Below are 23,714 nucleotides of genomic sequence, written 5' to 3' on the forward strand. Positions count from 1 at the left end.
CATGGGCGAGCACACCACCCCCACGTTCCCCCAGGAGATCATCGACGAGTACGCCGCACTCGGCGTGGACCTGCCCGCCCTCTTCTCCGCCGGGCACCTCGGCGAACGCATGGGCGTCACGATCGTCGAGGCATCCGCGGACCGCGTCGTGGGCACCATGCCCGTCGAGGGCAACACCCAGCCCTACGGACTACTGCACGGCGGCGCCTCCGCCGTCCTCGCCGAGACCCTCGGCTCCATCGGCTCCATGCTCCACGGCGGCGCCACCAAGCTCGCTGTGGGTGTCGATCTGAACTGCACCCATCACCGCGGCGTACGCAGCGGCCTCGTCACGGGAGTGGCCACCCCCGTGCACCGCGGCCGCTCCACCGCCACCTACGAGATCGCCATCACGGACGAACAGGACAAGCGGGTCTGCACCGCACGCCTCACCTGCATGCTCCGCGACGCCCCGCGCCCCGACGCCGCCTGACGGACCGGAACACGCACCGACACCCCCGAACCCCACTGCCCGGCCGGATCACCATCCGTCCGGGCAGTGCCATATCTACCCACAACCACCCCCACACCGAGTGAAGTTGGGAACCGAATACGGCAACTCCCTTGACCACGACCACCGTTGTGTGGCCAACTCGGCACCCCACACACACCTCGGGTACGCGACACCGCGTCGACCACAACTCCCCCCGTCGTAACACTGCGTAACCATCGACCGGTCCGCACCCACCCCCGCACCACACCCCGGGCCGCCCCCCCGCGGCCGCCGGGCACTTCGCCACGCCCCCACCCGCCCCGCCGGGCCCCCAAAACGCGACAGCAGCAAGATCGGCTCAAGCCCCTTAGCAGAGCTGCGCGTTCTCAGAATGCGGTCACTTTTCCATCCGGTAAAAAGCCGTACATGTCCGCACAGCCACCTCAAGCCTTCCTCAAGGGCATAACAAGACAGTCACATCCTGCGGCGGACCCATCCCGGACTCCCTCACCTGCGCCTAGAGTCACCGCCAGTCACCGCGCCGCCGGGCGCGTCTGCAGCACGGCCCTGTACCACCCCAGTACGGCCCGGCGAACGACACGGCACCTCAGCAGAGGAGGCCGCGCCAGGGAAAGGACCTTTCGTGCGACACCGTTCTTTGCTCATACTCACCACAGTGCTCACCACAGGAGCACTGACCCTCACCGCCTGCGGGTCGCGCGACGACAGCAAGAACAGCGGCGGCGGAGGCGACACCCAGACCGTCGTCATCGGCGTCGACGCGCCGATCACCGGCGACCTGTCCGCCCTCGGCCTCGGCATCAAGAACTCTGCCGACCTCGCCGTCAAGACGGCCAACAAGGAAAAGACCGTCCCCGGCATCAAATTCGAGGTCAAGCCGCTCGACGACCAGGCACAGCCCTCCGTCGGCCAGCAGAACGCCCAGAAGTTCATCGACGACGAGACCGTCGTCGGCGTCGTCGGCCCCCTGAACTCCGGCGTCTCCCAGTCGATGCAGAAGCCGCTCAACGACGCCAACCTCACCCAGGTCTCCCCCGCCAACACCGGCACCGAGCTGACCCAGGGCGAGAACTGGAAGACCGGCGACAAGAAGCGCCCCTTCAAGACCTACTTCCGCACCGCCACCACGGACCAGATCCAGGGCGCCTTCGCCGCGAAGTACCTCTACAACAACGCGAAGATCAAGCAGGTCTACCTCATCGACGACCAGAAGCCCTACGGCGCCGGTCTCGCCGCCTCCTTCAAGAACACCTTCACCACCCTCGGCGGCAAGATCGTCGGCTCCGACCACGTCAACCCCGACGACCGCGACTTCAACGCCGTCGTCACCAAGGTCAAGAAGTCCGGCGCCAAGGCCGTCTACTACGGCGGCGAGTACCCCGCCGGCGCCCCCCTGAGCCAGCAGCTCAAGGACAGCGTCCAGATCCCCCTCATGGGCGGCGACGGCATGTACAGCGCCGACTTCATCAAGCTCAACAAGAAGGCCCAGGGCGACATCGCCACCTCCGTCGGCAAGCCCGTCGAGGAACTCGACTCCGCCAAGAAGTTCATCGCGGACTACAAGACCGCCGGATACAAGGACGCCTACGAGGCGTACGGCGGCGGCACCTACGACGCCACCTGGGCCATCATCGAGGCCGTCAAGCTCGCCGTCGCCGAGAACGACGGCAAGCTCCCCAGCGGGGACGAAGGCCGCGTCAAGGTCCTCGAAGCCATGGCCAAGGTCAAGTTCGACGGCGTCACCGGCCCCGTCTCCTTCGACCAGTACGGCGACACCACCAACACCATGATGACCGCCTACCAGGTCGACGGCGGCAAGTGGACCTCCAAGCTCAGCGAGGTCTACAAGCCCTGACCCCCACCGGCCCTCCCGGCCCCCAAGCCTGACCCAGACCGCGCGGGAGCGCTACCAGCGCTCCCGCGCGGTGCCATATCCGAACCACTCCACGGAGGCCCTGCGGTGAACGAACTGCCGCAACAGCTGGCCAATGGACTCATCCTCGGCGCGATGTACGGACTCATCGCGATCGGCTACACGATGGTCTACGGAATCATCCAGCTCATCAACTTCGCCCACGGCGAGATCTTCATGATCGGAGGCTTCGGAGCTCTCACCGTGTACCTCTGGATGCCGGCCGGCGTCTCCCTCCTCGCGATCATCCCCATCATGATCATCGGCGGCGTCATATGCTCCGTCGCCGTCAGCGCAGCCGCCGAACGCTTCGCCTACCGGCCCCTGCGCACCGCCCCACGACTGGCCCCGCTGATCACCGCGATCGGACTCTCCCTCGCACTCCAGCAGGCCATCTGGAAGTGGTACCCCGACGCCAAGAAGGACCGCTCCTTCCCCCAGTTCAAGGGCGAAGCGATCGACATCTTCGGCGCCCACATCCAGCGCGGTGACCTCTTCGTCCTCATCACCGCACCCATCTGCATGCTCGCCCTCGGCCTCTTCGTCTCCAAGACGCGCACCGGCCGCGGCATGCAGGCCACCAGCCAGGACCCCGACACCGCCAAGCTCATGGGCATCAACACCGACCGCATCATCGTCATGGCCTTCGCCATCGGTGCCGCGTTCGCAGCCGTCGCCGCCGTCGCCTACGGGCTCAAAAACGGCCAGATCGGCTTCAAAATGGGCTTCATCATGGGCCTCAAGGCCTTCACCGCAGCCGTGCTCGGCGGCATCGGCAACATCTACGGAGCCATGCTCGGCGGCGTCGTCCTCGGCATCGCCGAATCCCTCGCCACCGGCTACATGAGCAACGTCCCCGGCATGGACCTCTTCGGCGGCGGCGCCTGGAAGGACGTATGGGCCTTCGTCCTCCTCATCGTCGTCCTGCTGGTACGCCCCCAGGGCCTGCTCGGCGAACGCGTCGCGGATCGGGCGTGATACCGATGACCACCAACCCCACCACCTCCCTCCTGCCGATCCCCGCCGCCGCGGCCCGCATCGGCACCGTCGCGGGCGCCGCCGTCGCACTCGCCGGCACCTTCCTCGCCTGGACCTGGACCTCCGAATTCCCCGGCGACCTCACCGTCACCGGCTACCCCGGCGGCCTCCAGGTCCTCACCCTCACCAGCGCCGCACTCACCCTGCTCCTCGCCCTGTCCGGCTACGGCATCCGAGGACTGCGCTGGCTCACCCCCGGCGGCACCAACAGCCCCGTCCGCCTCCTGGCACTGGGCACCCTCGGCACCACCGGCTACACCATCGGCGCCATCTCCTACAACCTCGGCGGCGTCGTCAACCTGGAACCCGGAGCCTGGGTCAGCGGCATCGGCGCACTCCTCGCCACCGTCGCCGCCCTCGGACTCCCCGACGACCAGCCACTCACCGGACCCTCGACCAACGCCTGGCAGCGCTTCCGCAACGGCCTCGCCGCACCCTCGGCCCCCCGCGCCAACGCCCTGCCCTCCTGGACCGAGATCCTCATCATCGTCGCCGCGTTCGGCATCGGCCTCCATGTCTTCACCTACGGCATCGACACCGAATACACCGAACTCTTCATCGGCTTCCTCATCACCGTCGGCTTCGCCTTCACCGCACTCCACCGGGCCGGACTCATCTCCCGCCTCACCGCGCTGACCACGAAGCACCGCAACATCACCCTCGCCGCGGCCCTCGTCGCAGCCGTCTGCTTCCCCTTCACCCAGCAGAAAGAGGAATACGCGCTCATCGGCGCCAACATCCTCATCTTCGGCACCGTCGCCCTCGGCCTCAACGTCGTCGTCGGCCTCGCCGGCCTCCTCGACCTCGGCTACGTGGCCTTCCTCGGCGTCGGCGCCTACGCCGCCGCCCTGGTCTCCGGCTCCACCATGTCGGCCATCGGCGTCGAGTTCCCCTTCTGGGCCGCCGTACTCACCGGAGCCGCCGCATCACTCGTCTTCGGCGTCCTCATCGGCGCACCGACACTACGACTGCGCGGCGACTACCTCGCCATCGTCACCCTCGGCTTCGGTGAAATCTTCCGCCTCACCGTGAACAACCTCAACGGCAACAGCGGCCCCGACCTCACCAACGGCTCCCAGGGCATCCCCAGCATCCCCGACCTCAACTTCTTCGGGTTCGACTTCGGGACCAAGCACGACGTCCTCGGCTTCACCCTCGGCAGGTCCGCAAACTACTACCTGCTGATGCTCCTGTTCACCGCCGTCGTCGTCCTCGTCTTCCGCCGCTCCGGCGAATCCCGCATCGGCCGGGCCTGGGTCGCCATCCGCGAGGACGAGACCGCAGCCACCGCCATGGGCATCAACGCCTTCCGCCTCAAGCTGATCGCCTTCGCCCTCGGCGCCACCCTCGCCGGACTCGCCGGAACCGTCCAGGCACACGTCAACTACACCGTGACGCCCGAGCAGTACCAGTTCGCCGGCTCCGTACCGCCCAACTCCGCCTTCCTCCTCGCCGCCGTCATCCTCGGCGGCATGGGAACCCTCAGCGGACCCCTCGTCGGCGCGGCACTGCTCTACCTCATCCCGGCCAAGCTGCAGTTCATGCAGGACTACCAGCTCTTCCTCTTCGGCGTCGCCCTCATCCTCCTGATGCGCATGCGCCCCGAAGGACTGGTCGCCGACCGCAGGAAGCAGCTCGAATTCCACGAGAACGACCAGCCCGACGTACCCGAACCACGGCAGTCCGAGGAAACCGGCGCCGGCATCGCCAAGGCGGGGGCGTGACCACCATGACCACCACGAAAACCGCCACCACCGTCCTGGACGCCAACGGGGTCACCATGCGCTTCGGCGGCCTCACCGCCGTCCGCGGCGTCGACCTCACCGTCAACGCGGGCGAGATCGTCGGCCTCATCGGCCCCAACGGAGCCGGCAAGACCACCTTCTTCAACTGCCTCACCGGCCTGTACGTCCCCACCGAGGGCAAGGTCCGCTACAAGGGCACCGTCCTGCCGCCCAAGCCCCACCTCGTCACCCAGGCAGGCATCGCCCGCACCTTCCAGAACATCCGGCTCTTCGCCAACATGACCGTCCTGGAGAACGTCCTCGTCGGACGCCACACCAGGACCAAAGAAGGGCTCTGGTCCGCCCTCCTGCGGCTCCCCGGCTTCACCAAGGCCGAAAACGCCAGCCGCGAACGCGCCATGGAACTCCTGGAGTTCATCGGCCTGGCCAACAAGGCGGACCACCTCGCGCGCAACCTCCCCTACGGAGACCAGCGCAAGCTGGAAATCGCCCGCGCACTCGCCAGCGACCCCGGACTCCTCCTCCTCGACGAGCCCACCGCCGGCATGAACCCCCAGGAAACCCGCGTCACCGAAGAACTCATCTTCGCCATCCGGGACCAGGGCATCGCCGTCCTCGTCATCGAGCACGACATGCGGTTCATCTTCAACCTCTGCGACCGCGTCGCCTGCCTCGTCCAGGGCGAAAAACTCGTCGAAGGCACCCCGGGCGAGGTCCAGAGCGACGAACGCGTCGTCGCCGCCTACCTCGGCACCCCCTTCGAAGGCGCCCCCGGCGCCGAGGAGGCCGCCGAGGTCGAAGCCGCCGAAGCGGACGCCGACGCCGCCAGAACAGCCACCACCAGCACCGAGGAGGAGGACACCCGATGACCGCACTTCTGGAGGTCGAGGACCTCCGCGTCGCCTACGGCAAGATCGAAGCCGTCAAGGGCATCTCCTTCACCGTCGAAGCCGGCCAGGTCGTCACGCTCATCGGCACCAACGGCGCCGGCAAGACCACCACCCTGCGCACCCTCTCCGGCCTCCTCAAACCGGCCGGCGGCCGCATCGTCTTCGACGGCAAACCACTCGCCAACGTCCCCGCCCACAAGGTCGTCTCCCTGGGCCTCGCCCACTCCCCCGAGGGACGCCACATCTTCCCCCGGCTGACGATCGCCGAGAACCTCCAACTCGGCGCATACCTCCGCAGCGACAAGGCCGGCATCGAGAAGGACATCCAGCGCGCCTACGACCTCTTCCCCATCCTCGGGGAACGCCGCAAGCAGGCCGCCGGAACCCTCTCGGGCGGCGAGCAGCAGATGCTCGCCATGGGCAGGGCCCTCATGTGCCAGCCCAAACTCCTGATGCTCGACGAACCCTCCATGGGCCTCTCCCCGATCATGATGCAGAAGATCATGGCGACCATCGTCGAGCTCAAGGCCCAGGGCACCACCATCCTGCTCGTCGAGCAGAACGCCCAGGCGGCACTCTCCCTCGCCGACCAGGGCCACGTCATGGAGGTCGGCAAGATCGTCCTCTCCGGCACCGGAGCGGACCTCCTCCACGACGAGTCCGTCCGCAAGGCCTACCTCGGCGAGGACTGACCCCCTCCCACGCACATGGTTGAGGCCCGCACCCCGGTCGACCGGGGTGCGGGCCTCAACCATGTGCCCGTACGGACCGGCTACTCCGCCGCCCGCTTCTTCTCCTCGGCATCCGCGATCAACGCCTCGGCCAGCTGCTGCATCGACAGCCGCCGGTCCATCGACGTCTTCTGGATCCACCGGAACGCCGCCGGCTCCGACAGACCGTAGTCCGTCTGCAGAATGCTCTTCGCCCGGTCCACCAGCTTCCGCGTCTCCAGCCGCTGCGCGAGGTCCGCGACCTCGCTCTCCAGCGCCTTCAGCTCCGCGAACCGCGACACCGCCATCTCGATGGCCGGCACCACGTCGCTCTTGCTGAACGGCTTCACCAGATACGCCATCGCCCCGGCGTCCCTCGCCCGCTCGACGAGATCGCGCTGCGAGAACGCGGTGAGCATCAGCACGGGCGCGATGGACTCCTCGGCGATCTTCTCCGCGGCGGAGATCCCGTCGAGGACCGGCATCTTCACATCGAGGATCACCAGATCCGGCCGGTGCTCCCGGGCCAGCTCGACGGCCTGCTGCCCGTCCCCGGCCTCACCGACGACCGAGTAGCCCTCTTCCTCCAGCATCTCCTTGAGGTCGAGACGGATGAGCGCCTCGTCCTCGGCGATGACGACACGGGTCGTCAGCGGCGGAATGTGCGACTTGTCGTCGTCGGCGGGCTGGGGCGACTCGGGGGTGGCCACGGAAGCTCCTCGTTCAAAGGCAGGTACAGCTGCCAAGAGCCTACCTAGCTGCGGTATGGTGGACTCGCAGCGGGTCGAGGTAAACCTTCGATTCATTGGGCCCCGGTAGCCCAATTGGCAGTAGGCGATGCTCTCAAACAGCATACAGTGTGGGTTCGAGTCCCACCCGGGGCACATTTCCTTAGATTCCAAGGTTGCAAGAGTTTCGGCCTCATTCACCTCATCGCGTGAACGGGATCTGTACAGCCGATTGCCTCCGCACGCCAGCGCAGAATCGGCCGCGTGTACAGCATCGAAGTCCGCGAGCGAGCACTGGCCCTCGTGGCCCAGGGCCACAGCCTCAACTCCGTGAGCAAGCAGACCGGCATATCCCGGTGGGCACTTCGACAGTGGCAACGCCGCGTCGAGCCACTGCCCCGCCTGCTCGGGCAGGCCAAGCCATGCCCACGGTGTTCACCTGTGCCTGGCGTTCCGGACGACCCCGCCGCGTACGCCTATCTGCTGGGCCTCTACCTCGGTGACGGATGCATCAGCCCCCAGCCGCGCGGTGGCCATCAACTGCGCATCGCGTGCGCCGATGCCTGGCCCGGTCTGATCGAGAGCTGCCGAACCGCAATCGCCCGGGTGCGCCCCGAGGATCGCATCTGCGTGCTCCAACGCCAGGGCTGTGTCATGGTGACCAGCTACGGACGGCACTGGCCGTGTCTCTTCCCCCAGCACGGCCCCGGCAAGAAGCACGAGCGCCCCATCGTCCTGGCCGCCTGGCAGCAGGGGATCGTCGACGCCCACCCGTGGGACTTCGTCCGCGGTCTCATCCACTCCGACGGCTGCCGGAACACGAACTGGACGACCCGGGTGATCGGCGGGGTGCGCAAGCGCTACGAGTACCCGCGTTACTACTTCACCAACCTGTCGGCCGACATCCTGGGGCTCTTCACCGAAGCCCTGGACCGCGTGGGCGTCGAGTGGAAACAGGCCAACGCTCGGAACATCTCCGTCGCCCGACGGGCGTCCGTCGCGTTGATGGACGCCCATGTCGGGCCGAAGTACTGACGATCGCCTACTTCGGGCTGTCGTCCTCACCGATGCGGTGCACCCGCACCAGGTTCGTCGAGCCCGGGACGCCCGGCGGGGAGCCGGCCGTGATGACCACGACGTCGCCCTTCTCGCAGCGGCCGATCCGCAGCAGCTCCTCGTCGACCTGGGCCACCATCGCGTCCGTCGAGTCCACCTGCGGGCCGAGGAAGGTCTCGACGCCCCAGGTCAGGTTCAGCTGGGAGCGGGTGGCCGGGTCCGGGGTGAAGGCCAGGAGCGGGATGGGCGAGCGGTAGCGGGACAGGCGCCTGACCGTGTCGCCGCTCTGGGTGAAGGCGACCAGGAACTTCGCGCCCAGGAAGTCGCCCATCTCGGCCGCCGCGCGGGCGACCGCGCCGCCCTGGGTGCGGGGCTTGTTGCGCTCGGTCAGGGGCGGGAGGCCCTTGGTGAGGATGTCCTCCTCGGCGGCCTCCACGATGCGGGCCATGGTGCGCACCGTCTCGACGGGGTACTTGCCGACGCTGGTCTCGCCGGAGAGCATCACCGCGTCGGTGCCGTCGATGACCGCGTTGGCGACGTCGGACGCCTCGGCGCGGGTGGGGCGGGAGTTGTCGATCATCGAGTCGAGCATCTGGGTGGCGACGATGACCGGTTTGGCGTTGCGCTTGGCGAGTTTGACGGCGCGCTTCTGGACGATCGGCACCTGTTCCAGGGGCATTTCGACGCCGAGGTCGCCGCGGGCGACCATGATGCCGTCGAAGGCGGCGACGATGCCGTCGATGTTCTCGACGGCCTGGGGCTTCTCGATCTTGGCGATGACGGGGAGGCGGCGGCCCTCCTCGTCCATGATGCGGTGGACGTCCTCGATGTCGCGTCCGCTGCGGACGAAGGAGAGGGCGATGATGTCGGCACCGGTGCGCAGGGCCCAGCGGAGGTCTTCGACGTCCTTCTCGGAGAGGGCGGGGACGGAGACGGCGACGCCGGGGAGGTTGAGGCCCTTGTGGTCGGAGACCATGCCGCCTTCGATGACGGTGGTGCGGACGCGGGGGCCGTCGACTTCGGTGACTTCGAGGGTGACGCGGCCGTCGTCGACGAGGATGCGTTCGCCGGGGGTGACGTCGGTGGCGAGTCCGTCGTAGGTGGTGCCGCAGCCGTGGCGGTCGCCCTCCATGGGTTCGACGGTGATGGTGAAGGTGTCGCCGCGTTCGAGAAGTACGGGTCCTTCGCGGAAGCGGCCGAGTCGGATCTTCGGGCCTTGGAGGTCGGCGAGGACTCCGACGCTTCGTCCTGCTTCGTCGGCGGCTTTGCGTACGTGGTGGTACCGCTCTTCGTGTTCGGCGTAGGTGCCGTGGCTGAGGTTGAGGCGGGCGATGTCCATTCCGGCTTCGACCAGTGCCTTGAGCTGGTCGTATGTGTCGGTGGCGGGGCCCAGGGTGCAAACGATTTTTGCTCGGCGCATGGTTCGACCCTAAGCCTTACCTACGGGTAGTTATTTCGCTCGCCATGTCCGCTCAACAACCTTTGGGTGAAGGGTTATTGACAACTGTTGAATTGTGCGGCGGGGTGCTCGGATGAGCATTCTTTTAGAGCTTCGGGGGCGCCATGATGAAGCGGGCGTTCACTCGTGCGTAGACGGTCTGGCGTTGTGGTTCGAGGTTGAGGGCGGGGGGTTGGGGGGCTGCCGCGCCGTAGGCGGCGGTGCGTGCGCCGCCGGGGGGTGCGGGCAGGGCCGTGGGGGTGTTCTCCGCGCCGATGTCGGCGAGTTCGACGAGGGCGGTGAGGTGGGTGTCGAGTGCGCCGGCGTATTCGCGGGCGCGTTGGACGGCTTCGCGGACGGCCTGGCGGCGGGCTTCGGCGTGGGCGGGTGAGTCGGGGCGCAGGCTCCACCAGGGGCCGTTGATGTGGGTCATTTCGAGGTCGGCGATGCGGGTGGTGAATTCGCCGAGGGTGGTGAAGTCGTTGAGGACCGCGGTGATGTGGACGCGGCCGTGATATGCGCGGATTTTCTCGTTGCGGCCCTGTTGGTCGAGTTCGGGCGTGATGGAGAATGCGCCGGTTTCGAGTTTTTCCACGGCTTGCCCGTAGGAGCGTGCGATTTCGAGGACGCGGTCGTTGCGGCGGGTGAGGTCTTCGAGGGCGTTGCGGCGGTCCTTGCCGCGGGCGCTGACGGTGATGCCGATGCGGGCGGTTTCGGGGTCGAATTCGAGGCGGGCTTCGCCGCGGACGGCGAGGCGGGGGTGTTCGGGGGTGCCGTAGGACAGGGGGGTGTCGGTCATGGGTCCACTGTCGCACCGGGGTGTGACAGTGGTTGGTCACCAGATCGAAACCCGGGAGGGGTGTTGCCGGGTGTGGCTCCTGGGTCATTATCTACGCGCGTTGTGTACGGTCTGTCCCCGCGTCGGGCGGGAGTCGGGCCGTACGGGTACCGAGCTTCGCACGAGAACTGAGATGTGGGAGAAGAAATGCCGCTGAACCGTAGGACGTTCCTGGGCGCATCGGCGGCCGCCGGTGCGGGTGTGGCGATCGCGGGGGGTTCCGCGGCGCCCGCCGCCGCTCATGGGCATGGCCATGGGCACGGCCACGGGCGTCCGCCGAAGCGGTACTCGTTCACCGTGATGGGGACGACGGACCTGCACGGAAACGTTTTCAACTGGGACTACTTCACGGACAAGGAGTTCGACGACAAGGCGCACAACGATGTGGGTCTGGCGAAGATCTCGACGTTGGTGGACCGGGTGCGCGAGGAGAAGGGGCGTGGCAACACGCTGCTGATCGACGCGGGTGACACGATCCAGGGGACCCAGCTGTCGTACTACTACGCCAAGGTCGACCCGATCACGGCGCGGCGTGGTCCGGTGCATCCGATGGCGCAGGCGATGAACGCGATCGGTTATGACGCGGCGGCGCTGGGGAATCACGAGTTCAATTACGGTATTCCGGTGCTGCGGAAGTTCGAGGAGCAGTGTGATTTCCCGCTGCTGGGTGCGAATGCGCTGGATGCGAAGTCGTTGCGGCCGGCGTTCGCGCCGTATGTCATCAAGCGGATGCGTACTCCGCACGGCCGGGACGTGAAGGTCGCGATTCTGGGGCTGACCAATCCGGGCATCGCGATCTGGGACAAGGCGAATGTGAGCGGGAAGATGGTGTTCCCGGGGTTGGAGGAGCAGGCGGCGAAGTTCGTGCCGCGGCTTCGTTCCATGGGTGCGGACGTGGTGATTGTTTCGGCGCATTCGGGGAGCAGTGGTACGTCGTCGTACGGTGACCAGTTGCCGTACGTGGAGAATGCGGCGGGTCTGGTGGCGGAGCAGGTGCCGGGTATCGACGCGATTCTGGTGGGGCATGCGCACCAGGAGATTCCCGAGTACTTCGTGGAGAACAAGCGGACGGGCAAGAAGGTGGTGCTCTCCGAGCCGTTGAAGTGGGGGCAGCGGCTGACGCTGTTCGACTTCGACCTGGTGTGGGAGAAGGGCCGCTGGGTGGTGGAGAAGGCGGGTTCGCGGGTGCTGAACTCCAACACGGTGGAGGAGGACCCGAAGATCACGGGGCTGCTGGCGGACGAGCACGAGAAGGTCGTGGCGTACGTCAATCAGGTGATCGGTACGTCCACGGCGGCGATGACGACGGCGGAGGCGGCCTGGAAGGACGAGCCGATCATCGATCTGATCAATGTCGTCCAGGCGGAGACCGTGAAGGCGGCGTTGGCGGGTGGTGAGTACGCGGCGCTTCCGGTGCTCTCGCAGGCGTCGTGTTTCTCGCGTACGGCGCAGATTCCGGCCGGTGATGTGACGATCAGGGACGCGGCGGGTCTGTATCCGTTCGAGAACACGCTTGAGGCGCGGTTGCTCACGGGTGCGCAGTTGCGGGATTACCTGGAGTTCTCGGCGCGGTATTACGTGCAGACGCCGGTGGGTGCGCCGGTGGACACGGCGAAGTTGACGAATGCGGACAACACTCCGGATTACAACTACGACGCGGTGTCGGGTCTGACGTACGAGATCGATATTGCGAAGCCGAATGGTTCGCGGATCGTGAATCTGGCGTTCGAGGGGAAGCCGGTGGATCCGGCGGCGCAGTTCGTGCTGGCGGTGAACAATTACCGGGCCAGTGGTGGTGGGAACTTCCCGCATGTGGCGGGTGCCAAGCAGTTGTGGGCGAATTCGGAGGAGATCCGGAACACGATCATTGCTTGGGTGCAGGCGAAGGGTTCGGTGGACAGTGCGCAGTTCGCTTCGGTGGACTGGCGCCTGACGCGTGAGGGTACGCCGGTGTTCTAGGCGTTCCGGGCGTTTCGGCGTCCTGTGTGGTCCGGTGTTCCGGGTGGTTTCGTGGTGGGGCGGCCGTTCTCTCCTGGTGGAGGGGGCGGCCGCCTTCTGCGTGTGTGTGTGGGGGGTCAGTTGCCGTGGGCGAGGGGGGTGAGGTCGGGGTCCTGGGTGGGGATGCGGGGGGTTCGGGGGGTGAGGCCGAAGGTGGTGAAGGCGGTGCGTTCGGGGAGGGGGTAGGGGTTGGTGCCGGTGAGGTCGTTGAGGATGGTGGCGCTGCGCCAGGCGGCGAGTCCGAGGTCGGGGGCGCCGACGCCGTGGGTGTGGCGTTCGGCGTTCTGTACGTAGACGTGGCCGGTGATGGCGGGGTCGAGGACGAGGCGGAAGCGGTCGTCGATGCGGGGGCGTTCGGAGGCGTCGCGGCGCAGGTGGGGTTCGAGTCCGGCGAGGATGCGGCCGAGTGGGCGTTCGCGGTAGCCGGTGGCGAGGATGACGGCGTCGGTGGTGAGGCGGGTGCGGGTGTTCTGTTGGGTGTGTTCGAGGTGGAGTTCGATGCGGGTGTTGGCCACGCGTCCGGCGGTGCGTACGGAGACTCCGGGGGTGAGGGTGGTGTCGGGCCAGCCTCCGTGGAGGGTGCGGTGGTAGAGCTCGTCGTGGATGGCGGTGATGGTGTCGGTGTCGATGCCCTTGTGGAGTTGCCATTGGCGGGGGACGAGTTCGTCGCGTACGGCTTCGGGGAGGGCGTGGAAGTAGTGGGTGTAGTCGGGGGTGAAGTGTTCGAGGCCGAGTTTTGAGTACTCCATGGGGGCGAATGCCTGGGTGCGGGTGAGCCAGTGGAGGTTTTCGTGGCCGTGGGGGCGGGCGCGCAGGAGGTCGAGGAAGATCTCGGCGCCGGATTGTCCGGAGCCGATGACGGTGATGTGTTCGGCGTCGAGGAGTTTCTGTCGGTGGTGGAGGTAGTCGGCGGAGTGGATGACGGGGGTGTTCTCGGCTTCGGCGAGGGGGCGGAGGGGTTCGGGGACGTGGGGTTCGGTGCCGATGCCGAGGGCGATGTTGCGGGCGTGGGTGCGGCCGAGTGCTTCGGCTTCGCCGTCGGTGTCGAGTTGGGTGAAGTCGATTTCGAAGAGTTGGTGTTGTCGGTTCCAGCGGATGGCGTCGATCTGGTGGTTGAAGTGGAGGGTGGGGAGTTGGTGGGTCACCCAGCGGCAGTAGGCGTCGTATTCGGCGCGTTGGATGTGGAAGCGTTCGGCGAAGTAGAAGGGGAAGAGCCGGTCGCGGCTGCGGAGGTAGTTGAGGAAGGTCCAGGGGTTGGTGGGGTCGGCGAGGGTGACGAGGTCGGCGAGGAAGGGGACTTGGAGGCTGGCTCCTTCGATGAGGAGGCCGGGGTGCCAGTGGAAGGCGGGGCGTTGTTCGTAGAAGGCGGTGGTGAGGGGGTGGGTGGTGGGGGTGTTGTGGGCGAGGGCGGCGAGGGAGAGGTTGAAGGGGCCGATGCCGACGCCGACGAGGTCGTGCGGCTGGTCGGGGCGGGGGGTGGGGAGGTCGGTCATCGGGGGGTGTTGCCTTCCGCGAGGTCGTGGGTGAGCCGGTCGACGAGGTCGAGGAGGGTGCGGAGGTCGTCGGGGGTGGTGTGGGGGTTGAGGAGGGTGGCTTTGAGCCAGAGCCGGTTGTCGGTGTGGGCGCGGCCGAGTACGGCTTGGCCGCGGGTGAGGAGGGTGCGGCGGATGGTGGCGACGGTGTGGTCGTCGGCGTCGGTGGGGCGGAAGAGGACGGTGCTGATGGTGGGGCGGTCGTAGAGGTCGAGGGTGGGGGTTTTGGTGATGAGGTCGGCGAGGTGGTGGGCGGTGGTGAGGGTGTGGTCGATGAGGTGGGCGAGTCCGGTGCGGCCGAGGGCGCGGAGGGTGACGGCGATCTTGAGTGCGTCGGGGCGGCGGGTGGTGCGCAGGGAGCGGCCGAGGAGGTCGGGGAGGCCGGCTTCGGTGTCGTCGTCGGCGTTGAGGTAGGGGGCGTGGTGGTGGAGTGGGTCGAGGTGGTGGCGGTGGGGGACGGCGAGGATGCCGGCGGGGGCGGGTTGCCAGCCGATTTTGTGGAGGTCGAGGGTGACGCTGTGGGCGCGGTCGAGGCCGTGGAGTTTGCCGCGGTGGGTGGGGCTGAGGAGGAGGGGTCCGCCGTAGGCGGCGTCGATGTGGAGTTCGGCGCCGTGGTGGTCGCAGAGGTCGGCGATGTCGGCGAGGGGGTCGATGCGGCCGGTGTCTGTGGTGCCTGCGGTGGCGGTGACGAGGAGGGGTGGCTGAAGTCGGGTGAGGGCCTCGTCGAGGGCGGTGAGGTCCATGACGCCGGTGGGGGCGGGGATGACGACGGGTCGGGGGAGGCCGAGGAGCCAGGCGGCGCGGGTGATGCTGTGGTGTGCGTTGGTGGCGTGGATGGTCTGTACGGGGCCGTTGCGTTCGCGGGCGAGGAGGAGGGCGAGTTGGTTGGCTTCGGTGCCGCCGGTGGTGATGAGGGCGTCGGGTGTGGGTCGGTGGGGGTAGATCTCGGCGGCGAGGGCGGCGGTGACGTCGGCTTCGAGGGCGGAGGCGGCGGGGGCCTGGTCCCAGGAGTCCATGGAGGGGTTGAGGGCGCTGGCGGCGAGGTCGGCCGCGGCGGCGAGGGCGAGGGGTGGGGTGTGGAGGTGGGCGGTGCAGAGGGGGTGTGCGGGGTCTGCGGCGCCTTCGGCGAGTGCGGTGACGAGGGTGCGCAGGGCGTCGTGGGGGCCGGTGCCGTGGTCGGGGATGACGGGGTGGGTGGCGGCGCGGGTGCGGGGGGTCACGGCGTCGGGTCCGCCGGCGGGGAGGGGGCCGTCGCGGCGGCGGTTTCCGTCGTGGAGTGCGGTGAGGACGGTGTCGAGGAGGGGGCGCAGTGCGGCGGGGCCGTCGGTGGATCCGGCGAGGGGTGGGGTGGGCATGGGTGGGGTGGCCCTTTCGGGTGCGCGGGGTTGGGCATGGGTGGGCATGCCAGCCTGTCCGGGTTTTCCGGTGCGCGGCCTGGGGTTCGGTGATCTGAACCCGAAAGGGGGACGGGTGCGGGGGTTTGGCGCTGCTCTCGGGTGTTTCGGTGGTATCGAGTCGTCGGACATGGGTGTGCCCGGCGTCTCCTTGTACGAGGGACGCCGGGCACGGGTGGGTCCGGTGTGAAGTTGTGGGGTCCGTGGGCCGGGTGGGGAATGTCCGGCCCGGGGCCCGACCGCTCCATGCCCCGGTGGGGCCGGCGGGTCAGTGGGTCAGTGGGTCAGTGGGTGGTGCGTACGGTGAGGGCCCGGCGCAGGTCGTCGATCTGGTCGACGAGCTTGCGGCGCAGGGCGGGGGTGAGGGCTTCGTCGTCGAGGGCCTGCTCGCCGAGTCGGAGGTTGTCGGTGTCGATGGCGTACGCGGGGAAGGCGTGGCGTCCCGCGGCTTCCGCGATGGCGGGGCCCCGGCGGGCGGCGAGGGCGGTGGCCTCGGGGTAGAAGCGGGGCACGTAGTCGCGTACGAGGTCGGCCTGTTCGGGCTGCCAGAAGCCCTGGGCGACGGCGGTGAAGAGGTAGTTGGAGAGGCTGTCGTCGTGGAACATGGCCTGCCAGGCGGTGGCCTTGGCCTCGGGGGTGGGGAAGGCGGCGCGGCAGCGGGCGGCGCCTTCCCGTCCGGTGGCGCTGGGGTCCTGTTCGAGTTCGGCGGCGATGGTGGTTTCGTCGGCGGCGCCGAGGACGGAGAGGCGGTTGAGGATGCGCCAGCGGAGTTCGGGGTCGAGTTCGGGGCCGCCGGGGACGGTGCCGTTGGTGAGCCAGTCCTGGATGGTGTCGGGCTGGGTGGCGGCGTCGATGAGGTGGCGTACGGCGATGAGGCGCAGGCCGGGGTTGTGGCCGTCCTCGGTGCGGCGGATGAGGTCGCGGCACAGGGCGGTGAGGGTGGCGAGGGCGGCGGGGCGGTCCTCGGGGCCGAGGTAGCGGCCCACGACGTGGGCGTCGGCGAAGGCGAGTACGCCTTGGGCGAGGGCGAGGTCGGTCTCGTGCGGCAGGTGGGTGCGGGCCGCTTCGAGGTAGGTGGTGGGGGCGAGTTCGCCGTCGCGGACCATGTCGCGGGCGGCGTTCCAGATGACGGCGCGGGTCAGCGGGTCGGGTACGCCGGCCAGGCCGGTGAGGACGGTGTCCCAGGAGCGGGCGTCGAGGCGGATCTTGGCGTAGCCGAGGTCCTTGTCGTTGAGGACGAGGAGTGCGGGGCGCCGGCCGGGCAGGGCTTCGGCGGTGCCGTCGGCGGGGACGTCGATCTCGAACCGGTCGCGCAGGACGAGGGGGGTGATGCCGGTGGGGGTGTGGGTGTCCGGGTCGTGGTCGTAGGCGCCGACCGCGATGCGGTGGGGGCGGCTGCCGTCGCGGTCGACGGCGAGGGTCCAGGTGCCGTCGGATTCCTGGACGCGGGCGGTGAGGGTGTCGACTCCGGTGGTGCGCAGCCAGGTTTCGGCCCAGGCGTGGACGTCGCGGTCGGTGGCGGAGGCGAGGTTGTCGATGAAGTCGGCGAGGGTGGCGTTGGCGAACTTGTGGCGGGCGAAGTGGGTGTTGATGCCGGCCAGGAAGTCCTTTTCGCCGAGCCAGGCGACGAGCTGGCGCAGGGCGGAGGCGCCCTTGGCGTAGGAGATGCCGTCGAAGTTGAGCAGGGCGGACGCGGTGTCGGGGACGGCGTCCGGGTCGGGGGCGACGGGGTGGGTGGAGGGGCGCTGGTCGGCGTCGTATCCCCAGCCCTTGCGGGCGACGCCGAAGTCGACCCAGGTGTCGGTGAAGTGGGTGGCTTCGGAGAGGATCTGGTAGCCCATGTACTCGGCGAAGGACTCGTTGAGCCAGATGTCGTCCCACCAGGCGAGGGTGACGAGGTCGCCGAACCACATGTGGGCCATCTCGTGGGCGATGACCATGCCGCGGGTCTGGCGTTCGGTGTCGGTGACGGCGGAGCGGTAGATGAATTCGTCGCGGAAGGTGACGAGGCCGGGGTTCTCCATGGCGCCGGCGTTGAATTCCGGGACGAATGCCTGGTCGTAGGAGTCGAAGGGGTAGGGCTCGTCGAACTTCTCGTGGAAGCGGTCGAAGCAGGCCCTGGTGATGTCGAGGATCTCGTCGGCGTCCACGTCGAGGTGGGGGGCCAGGGAGCGGCGGCAGTGGATGCCGAAGGGCAGTCCGGCGTGCTCGGTGGTCACAGAGTGCCAGGGGCCGGCGGCGACGGCGACGAGGTAGGTGGAGATCAGGGGGGTGGCGGCCAGGGTCCAGCGGCCGTCCCCGCGGTGCTCGGAGATGCCGTTGCCGAGGACGGTCCAGCCTTCGGGGGCGGTGACGGCGAGTTCGAAGACGGATTTGAGGTCGGGCTGGTCGAACGCGGCGAAGACGCGCTGGACGTCTTCCATGAAGAGCTGGGTGTAGACGTAGGTCTCGCCGTCGGTGGGGTCGGTGAAGCGGTGCATGCCTTCGCCGGTGCGGGAGTAGTTCATGACCGCGTCGACGCGCAGTTCGTGGGCGCCGGCGGTGAGCGCGGTGAGCGGGAAGCGGTTCTCAACGAGGTCGGCGGGGTCGAGGGGCTGTCCGTCGAGGCTGATGGAGCGCAGGGTGGCCGGCTTGAGCTCGACGAAGGTGTCTCCGGCCGCAGTGGCGGTGAACTGGATGACGGTGCGGGAGTCGAAGGTCTCCTCCCCCACGGTCAGATCGAGGTCGATCGTGTACTTGTGTACGTCGAGGAACTGGGCTCGGGTCTGCGCTTCGTCGCGCGTCAGTACGGACATGCGTCCATGCTGCCGTACGCCGTGGGCGTGCCGCAGGGGGGTTCTCCCAGGGCTGACCGGAACCCCCGCGGCGGCTTCGGTACGGGGTCCGGCGGGGCTGTTGGGCGGGTTGTCCGGTGGGGAACGTGCTGTGCGGGTTGTTCGGTGGGGTGTGTGGTGCGGGTGATTCAGTCCTGGTCCCCGTGGAATCTCCGGTACTCGTCGTTCATGAGGTCCCAGAAGGAGCGGTGGCGGACGGCTCCCGGCAGCCAGTGGGCGAGGTACCAGGCCTCCCATTCGCCGTCGGGCGTGATGACGCAGGGGTTGAGCAGGTAGACGTCGCCGCTTTCCGGGGTGTGGCTGACCTTGAGCATGTGGCCCAGGTATTCGGTCCGTATGGCGCAGCAGTCCTGTTCGTCGCCGTAGACGAAGTACTTCTCGTCGGGTACGTGGTCCGCTGCCGTGCCGTCGTCCCAGCCCTCGATCAGTTCCGGGTCGAGGTCCTTGACCCAGCCGATCTCCCGGGTGGACAGGAGGTGTGCGATCTCGTCGGTCGTGTCGAGCCATCCGTCGCTGGTGCCCAGGAACTCCCGGTAGCTCGGGGGGAGGCTGGTTCCCAGGCGTCGTTCGAGGCCGGTGAGTTCCTCCGGGGTCGCTCCGGTGGTGCCCAGCCATCGGGCCGCCCGTATCCCGGCGGGGAAGGGTTCGGCTCTCTCCTGCTCGTGCCGTACCGGGTCCAGCCATGCGTCGCTCCAGCGCTGGAGCAGGTCGCGCCATGGGCGGGTGGCGGGCTGGTGCCCGGGTTCGGGGTGTTCCTTCTCGGTGGCCGGCATGCCCGGAGGGTACGCGGGGGCACCGGAACCCCTGCCCGGGGTGGTGGGTTTCGCAACCGTGGGGGGTGGGGGTGCGTCCCGGGTGGGGACGGGTGTGGCGGGTCGGGCGAACGGGGTGGAGCGGTGGTGGGGTCGGGCGGGCGTCGGCGGGTTGTGGGGGTGGTGCCGTGGGGGGTGGCGGCGGGGGCGGTCGCGTGGTGTCTGGTGGGGGTGTGGCGTGCCGCGCGGCTGGAGAACTATCCCTGGAACGTCTGGACGCCGATCGGTTACGGGGCGGTCAAGGGGGTGTTCCTGGGGCTGCTGGCGGGTGGGTGCGCGGTGCTGGCGCTGCGGGTGGGCCGGGCCGACGGGAGCCGGGCGGGGCGGTTCGCGGGGCTCGTGTTCGGGGGTGGGCTGCTGGGTGGTCTGGTGCCGGGAACGTTGCGGGACTTCCTGGGTGATCCGCAGCCCCGGACTCTGTACTACTTCGACGGCCCGCGGCCCGAATCGGAGTGGTACTGGCGGCCGTTGTTGTCGGAGTGGGTGTTGTGCACGGTGTTGCCGGCGCTGGGTTGTGCGGTGCTGTTGACCGCGGGTGCGCTGGTGTCGGTCCGGTCCGTGCGCCGCGAGAGTGCGGGGTGGGTGGTGCCGGCCCTGGTCGGGGTGGCGCTGCTGGTCCTGCCGGAGTGGGCGGCCGACGGGCTGCCCGGGCCGGAGGGCAATGGTGATCATGTCAATGAGTCGGCCGCGGCCGGGCTCGTCGTCCTGGCCACGGGGTTCGGGTTGCTGGTGACCGCCGGGGTGGTGCGGTCGAGGCGCGGGCGCTCGGCCCGCCGGGGCGGGGCCTCGTCATCGGCCCCGCCGTCGGGCGGCGTTTCGTCCCGCGCCCCGGGCGCCCCCGGGCTCAGGCCCGGCCCTCCGTCGCGGACTCCTCCGCGATCCGCTCGTGGTGACGGATGACCTCCGCGACGATGAAGTTCAGCAGCTTCTCCGCGAAGGCCGGGTCCAGGTGCGCGCTCTCCGCCAGTTGTCTCAGCCGGGCGATCTGACGGCTCTCGCGGGCCGGGTCCGCCGGGGGGAGGTGGTGGGCGGCCTTGAGGTGGCCGACCTGCTGGGTGCACTTGAAGCGCTCGGCGAGCATGTGGACGACAGCGGCGTCGATGTTGTCGATGCTCTGGCGCAGCCGGTTCAGTTCCGCGCTCACGGACTCGTCGATGTCCCTCGTGGTCATGGTCAGCGAGCTTACGGCCTCGGGGGCGGCGGGCAACGGGCCGCCGGCCGCTCCCGGGTGGTCAGCCCGCCGGTGGCGGGGGTCCCGCCGGGCCGGGGGTGATGATCGTCGGAGGGTTCTCCGGGCCGGGGACCCGGTCGCTCCAGCCGCCGGGGACGTTGCGGCCCTGCTGTTCGCGGAAGCGGACCGGGGCGGTGCCGACCCGGCGGGCGAAGAGGCGGGAGAAGTACGCCGGGTCGTCGTATCCGACGCGGCGGGCGACGGCGGCGACCGGCAGGTCCGTGGCGGCGAGGAGTTCCTTGGCCCGGCCGAGCCGGATGCCGAGGAGGTAGTCCTTGGGGCTGCATCCGGCGCCCCGGCGGACCGCCGTGCGCAGTTCGGCGGGGGTCATGCCGTGCCGGGCGGCGTGTTCGGCGACGGTCAGCGGCTGGAAGGCGTCGCGGGCGAGGGCCTGCAGGACCGGGTCGCCGTCGGGGCTGACGTCGGCGCGGGCCCGGCGCAGGGCGACGAGGAGTTCGTGGACGGCGGCGCCGGTCTCGACCTCCAGCAGCGGGTTGCCGCGCCGGGCCGCCCGTACCATCCGGCCCACCGCGGCCCGTGGGCCGGCCGTGTCGGAGAGCGGGACGAGCGGGCGGTCGGGCTCGATGTAGCCGAGTTCGGTGTAGGTGGCGGTGGCGGGGCCGGTGAAGTCGACGAAGCTCTCGTCCCAGCCGGTGCCGGGGTCGGCGCCGTAGTGGTGCGGGGTGCCGGGGGTGAGCCAGATCAGGCTGGGGCCGACGACGGGCATCCGGCGGCCGTCGGGGCCGGTGAACCAGCCGGTGCCGGAGTTGATGACGACGGCCACGTGGTGGTCCAGGGTGCGCGGGCCGACGGTGGGCAGTGCGCCGTGCTGGAGCCCCACGCCCAGGCAGACGAGTCCCAGCCGGTGGTGGAGCGGGCTGGGTGTGAAGAAGCGCATCCAGGTGTGGTACATCGGTTTTCCCTCCTCCCCCGCGGTCGTGCCGGTCCGGTGCGGTGTCGCCCGGTCCGGTCTCCGTGTCCGAACAATTGTGTCCAAACAGCAGTGATCTTTGTCCATGGACCGGTCGGGCGCCAGGGGCGAGAGTGGGTGCCATCCTTCCTTCCGGGTTCGCCCGCTCCGTGGTGCGTGCCGTCGTACGGGCCCGGGGCGGCGGCGTTCCGGGGACCGCGCGCACAGGAGAGTACGAGCACGATGGCTGACTTCACCGTGGGGGACGACCACTTCCGGCTCGACGGGAAGCCCGTACGGCTGCTGTCGGGGGCCCTGCACTACTTCCGGGTGCACGAGGCGCAGTGGGACCACCGGCTGGCGATGCTGCGTGCCATGGGTCTCAACTGTGTCGAGACGTACGTGCCGTGGAATCTGCACGAGCCGCAGCCGGGGCGGTTCCGGGACGTGGCGGCGCTGGGCCGGTTCCTGGACGCGGCGCAGCGGGCCGGGTTGTGGGCGATCGTCCGGCCGGGTCCGTACATCTGTGCCGAGTGGGAGAACGGCGGGCTGCCGGTGTGGGTGACGGGGCGGTTCGGGCGCCGGGTGCGGACCCGTGACGCGGAGTACCTGGACGCGGTGGAGCGGTGGTTCTCGGCGCTGCTGCCGCAGGTGGTGCAGCGGCAGATCGGGCGCGGCGGTCCGGTGATCATGGTTCAGGCGGAGAACGAGTACGGGAGCTACGGCACCGACCGGGTCTATCTCCGGCGGGTGGTGGGGATGCTGCGGGAGCGCGGGGTGACCGTTCCGCTGTTCACCTCCGACGGGCCGGAGGACCACATGCTCACGGGTGGTTCCGTGCCGGGTCTGCTCGCCACGGCGAATTTCGGGTCGGGTGCGCGCAAGGCGTTCGAGGTGTTGCGCCGCCATCAGCCGAAGGGGCCGCTGATGTGCATGGAGTTCTGGTGCGGCTGGTTCGAGCACTGGGACGCCGAGCCGATCGTGCGGGGGCCGGAGCAGGCGGCGCAGGAGTTGCGGGAGGTCCTGGAGTGCGGGGCCTCGGTGAACATCTACATGGCGCACGGGGGGACGAATTTCGCCGGGTGGGCGGGGGCCAACCGGTCGGGTCCGTATCAGGACCGGGATTTCGAGCCGACGGTGACGTCGTACGACTACGACGCGCCGATCGACGAGTACGGGCGTCCCACGGAGAAGTTCTGGCGGTTTCGCGAGGTGCTCGCCCCGTATGCGGAGGGGCCGCTTCCGGAGCTTCCGCCGGTGCCCGTCGGGCCGGCCGCGCCGGTGCGGGCGGAGCTGACGGAGCGGGCGTCGCTGGACGCGGTGCTGGAGGTGCTGGGCGACGAGGAGTCGGCGCCCTCGGGTGTTCCGCCGACCTTCGAGGAGCTGGGGGTCGACCGGGGTCTGGTGCGTTACCGGGTGGGTGTGCCGGGGCCGCGCCGGCCGTATGCCCTCGGTGTGTCGGGGCTCCGGGACCGGGCCGTGGTGTACGTGGACGGGGTCCGGGCGGGTGTGCTGAGCGAGGGGAACGACACGCTGGACGAGCCGGTGGCCGGGCCTGCGGAGGTCGAGCTGTGGGTGGAGTCGCTGGGCCGGGTCAATTACGGGCCGCGGCTCGGGGAGTCCAAGGGGATCACCGGCGGGGTGCTGCACGAGCGGCAGTATCTGCACGGGGTGCGGGCCCGTGCGCTGCGGCTGGCGGCGTTCGAGGAGCCGGACGCGGTGGCCGAGGTCCCCTTCGGGGAGGTCGGGGAGGCCGGGGCGACCGGGTTGTTCCGGGGGACGTTCGAGTTCACCGGGGCGTCCGGGGTGGGGCACGCGGGGCTCGAACTGCCGGGCTGGACGCGCGGGTTCGTGTGGGTGAACGGCTTCGGGCTGGGGCGCTACTGGTCGGTGGGCCCGCAGCGGACGCTGTACGTGCCGGGGCCGGTGCTGCGGGAGGGTGTCAACGAGGTGTGGGTGCTGGAGCTGGAGGGCTCGGGCGCGCCGTGCGTGGAGCTGGGGTCGGGGGGGGGGGGGGGGGGGGGGGGGGGCCCGCGGCGGGGGGGGGGGGGGGGTGGGGGGGGGGGGGGGGGGGGGGGGGGGGGGGGGGGGGGGGCCCCCCCGCGACCGGGCCGGCGAGGACCGCGAGGACGGCCGCGGCACCGATTGCGAGGTT

The 23,714-nt window shown here is 69.3% G+C and carries 18 protein-coding genes, 1 tRNA gene and 1 pseudogene; 11 read left to right on the forward strand and 9 right to left on the reverse strand.

Translation table 11 applies throughout. The features are described from left to right. The first annotated feature begins 1 nt into the window (after position 1). The 6 genes from ACFYW1_RS05770 (at position 2) to ACFYW1_RS05795 (ending at position 6,770) form a co-directional block, all read left to right on the forward strand. A complete protein-coding gene (locus ACFYW1_RS05770; protein WP_388987515.1) occupies positions 2–472 on the forward strand; it encodes a PaaI family thioesterase in 471 nt (156 codons plus the stop codon). A 658-nt stretch (positions 473–1,130) separates the two neighbouring features. Next, on the forward strand, positions 1,131–2,348 hold the full coding sequence (locus ACFYW1_RS05775; protein WP_388988157.1) for a branched-chain amino acid ABC transporter substrate-binding protein: 1,218 nt from the start codon (positions 1,131–1,133) through the stop codon (positions 2,346–2,348). A gap of 105 nt (positions 2,349–2,453) precedes the next feature. Further along, a complete protein-coding gene (locus tag ACFYW1_RS05780; RefSeq protein WP_388987518.1) occupies positions 2,454–3,383 on the forward strand; it encodes a branched-chain amino acid ABC transporter permease in 930 nt (309 codons plus the stop codon). A 5-nt stretch (positions 3,384–3,388) separates the two neighbouring features. Continuing rightward, the gene (locus ACFYW1_RS05785; protein WP_388987520.1) at positions 3,389–5,167 is read left to right on the forward strand and encodes a branched-chain amino acid ABC transporter permease; all 1,779 of its coding nucleotides are present in this window, start codon (positions 3,389–3,391) and stop codon (positions 5,165–5,167) included. Continuing rightward, complete coding sequence (locus ACFYW1_RS05790; protein WP_388987523.1) at positions 5,164–6,057, forward strand: ABC transporter ATP-binding protein; 894 nt, start codon at positions 5,164–5,166, stop codon at positions 6,055–6,057. The genes ACFYW1_RS05785 and ACFYW1_RS05790 overlap by 4 nt, the downstream gene beginning before the upstream one ends. Beyond that, entirely contained in the window at positions 6,054–6,770 is a 717-nt protein-coding gene (locus tag ACFYW1_RS05795) for an ABC transporter ATP-binding protein (protein ID WP_384230734.1), read from the forward strand. The genes ACFYW1_RS05790 and ACFYW1_RS05795 overlap by 4 nt, the downstream gene beginning before the upstream one ends. An 80-nt stretch (positions 6,771–6,850) precedes the next feature. Here ACFYW1_RS05795 and ACFYW1_RS05800 read toward each other — a convergent pair whose 3' ends face one another. Then, positions 6,851–7,498, reverse strand: coding sequence for an ANTAR domain-containing response regulator (locus ACFYW1_RS05800; protein WP_388987527.1), 648 nt, complete (start codon positions 7,496–7,498; stop codon positions 6,851–6,853). A 99-nt stretch (positions 7,499–7,597) separates the two neighbouring features. Between ACFYW1_RS05800 and ACFYW1_RS05805 the strand changes: the two genes are divergently transcribed. Continuing rightward, positions 7,598–7,672 (forward strand) — tRNA-Leu (locus tag ACFYW1_RS05805). A 108-nt stretch (positions 7,673–7,780) separates the two neighbouring features. Then, positions 7,781–8,551 carry a helix-turn-helix domain-containing protein gene (locus ACFYW1_RS05810; RefSeq protein WP_388987529.1) on the forward strand — a complete coding sequence of 257 codons (771 nt, stop codon included), beginning with the start codon at positions 7,781–7,783 and terminating at the stop codon, positions 8,549–8,551. A gap of 7 nt (positions 8,552–8,558) precedes the next feature. Here ACFYW1_RS05810 and pyk read toward each other — a convergent pair whose 3' ends face one another. Both pyk and ACFYW1_RS05820 read right to left on the reverse strand, forming a co-directional pair. After that, positions 8,559–9,992 (reverse strand): pyruvate kinase, encoded by a 1,434-nt coding sequence (pyk, locus tag ACFYW1_RS05815; RefSeq protein ID WP_388987532.1) that lies wholly within the window; start codon positions 9,990–9,992, stop codon positions 8,559–8,561. A gap of 124 nt (positions 9,993–10,116) precedes the next feature. Then, positions 10,117–10,809, reverse strand: coding sequence for an SIMPL domain-containing protein (locus ACFYW1_RS05820; protein WP_388987535.1), 693 nt, complete (start codon positions 10,807–10,809; stop codon positions 10,117–10,119). Between the two features lie 186 nt (positions 10,810–10,995). Between ACFYW1_RS05820 and ACFYW1_RS05825 the strand changes: the two genes are divergently transcribed. Beyond that, on the forward strand, positions 10,996–12,807 hold the full coding sequence (locus ACFYW1_RS05825) for a bifunctional metallophosphatase/5'-nucleotidase (RefSeq protein WP_388987538.1): 1,812 nt from the start codon (positions 10,996–10,998) through the stop codon (positions 12,805–12,807). A gap of 116 nt (positions 12,808–12,923) precedes the next feature. Here the strand turns inward: ACFYW1_RS05825 and ACFYW1_RS05830 are convergent, their stop codons facing one another. The 4 genes from ACFYW1_RS05830 to ACFYW1_RS05845 form a co-directional block, all read right to left on the reverse strand. Then, positions 12,924–14,339: a lysine N(6)-hydroxylase/L-ornithine N(5)-oxygenase family protein gene (locus tag ACFYW1_RS05830; RefSeq protein ID WP_388987541.1), complete on the reverse strand. Its 1,416-nt coding sequence runs from the start codon at positions 14,337–14,339 to the stop codon at positions 12,924–12,926. After that, positions 14,336–15,733, reverse strand: coding sequence for a pyridoxal phosphate-dependent decarboxylase family protein (locus ACFYW1_RS05835; protein WP_388987544.1), 1,398 nt, complete (start codon positions 15,731–15,733; stop codon positions 14,336–14,338). Before ACFYW1_RS05835 ends, ACFYW1_RS05830 begins: the two co-directional genes overlap by 4 nt. Before the next feature lie 323 nt (positions 15,734–16,056). Further along, positions 16,057–18,567: an aminopeptidase N gene (gene pepN, locus ACFYW1_RS05840; RefSeq protein ID WP_388987547.1), complete on the reverse strand. Its 2,511-nt coding sequence runs from the start codon at positions 18,565–18,567 to the stop codon at positions 16,057–16,059. Positions 18,568–18,734: 167 nt separating this feature from the next. Beyond that, positions 18,735–19,379, reverse strand: coding sequence for an SMI1/KNR4 family protein (locus ACFYW1_RS05845; RefSeq protein WP_388987551.1), 645 nt, complete (start codon positions 19,377–19,379; stop codon positions 18,735–18,737). A 204-nt stretch (positions 19,380–19,583) separates the two neighbouring features. Here ACFYW1_RS05845 and ACFYW1_RS05850 point away from each other — a divergent pair, with 204 nt between their 5' ends. Then, on the forward strand, positions 19,584–20,318 hold the full coding sequence (locus tag ACFYW1_RS05850; protein ID WP_388987554.1) for a hypothetical protein: 735 nt from the start codon (positions 19,584–19,586) through the stop codon (positions 20,316–20,318). Here ACFYW1_RS05850 and ACFYW1_RS05855 read toward each other — a convergent pair. Both ACFYW1_RS05855 and ACFYW1_RS05860 read right to left on the reverse strand, forming a co-directional pair. After that, positions 20,263–20,589 (reverse strand): chorismate mutase, encoded by a 327-nt coding sequence (locus tag ACFYW1_RS05855; protein ID WP_388987557.1) that lies wholly within the window; start codon positions 20,587–20,589, stop codon positions 20,263–20,265. The genes ACFYW1_RS05850 and ACFYW1_RS05855 overlap by 56 nt on opposite strands. A gap of 61 nt (positions 20,590–20,650) precedes the next feature. Further along, a complete protein-coding gene (locus ACFYW1_RS05860) occupies positions 20,651–21,562 on the reverse strand; it encodes a helix-turn-helix domain-containing protein (RefSeq protein ID WP_388987560.1) in 912 nt (303 codons plus the stop codon). A 240-nt stretch (positions 21,563–21,802) separates the two neighbouring features. Here ACFYW1_RS05860 and ACFYW1_RS05865 point away from each other — a divergent pair. Then, positions 21,803–23,566: pseudogene (locus tag ACFYW1_RS05865) on the forward strand (beta-galactosidase family protein); the annotation flags it as partial. Between the last annotated feature and the right edge of the window lie 148 nt (positions 23,567–23,714).

The organism is Streptomyces sp. NPDC002669, from assembly GCF_042889165.1.
Taxonomy (GTDB): domain Bacteria; phylum Actinomycetota; class Actinomycetes; order Streptomycetales; family Streptomycetaceae; genus Streptomyces.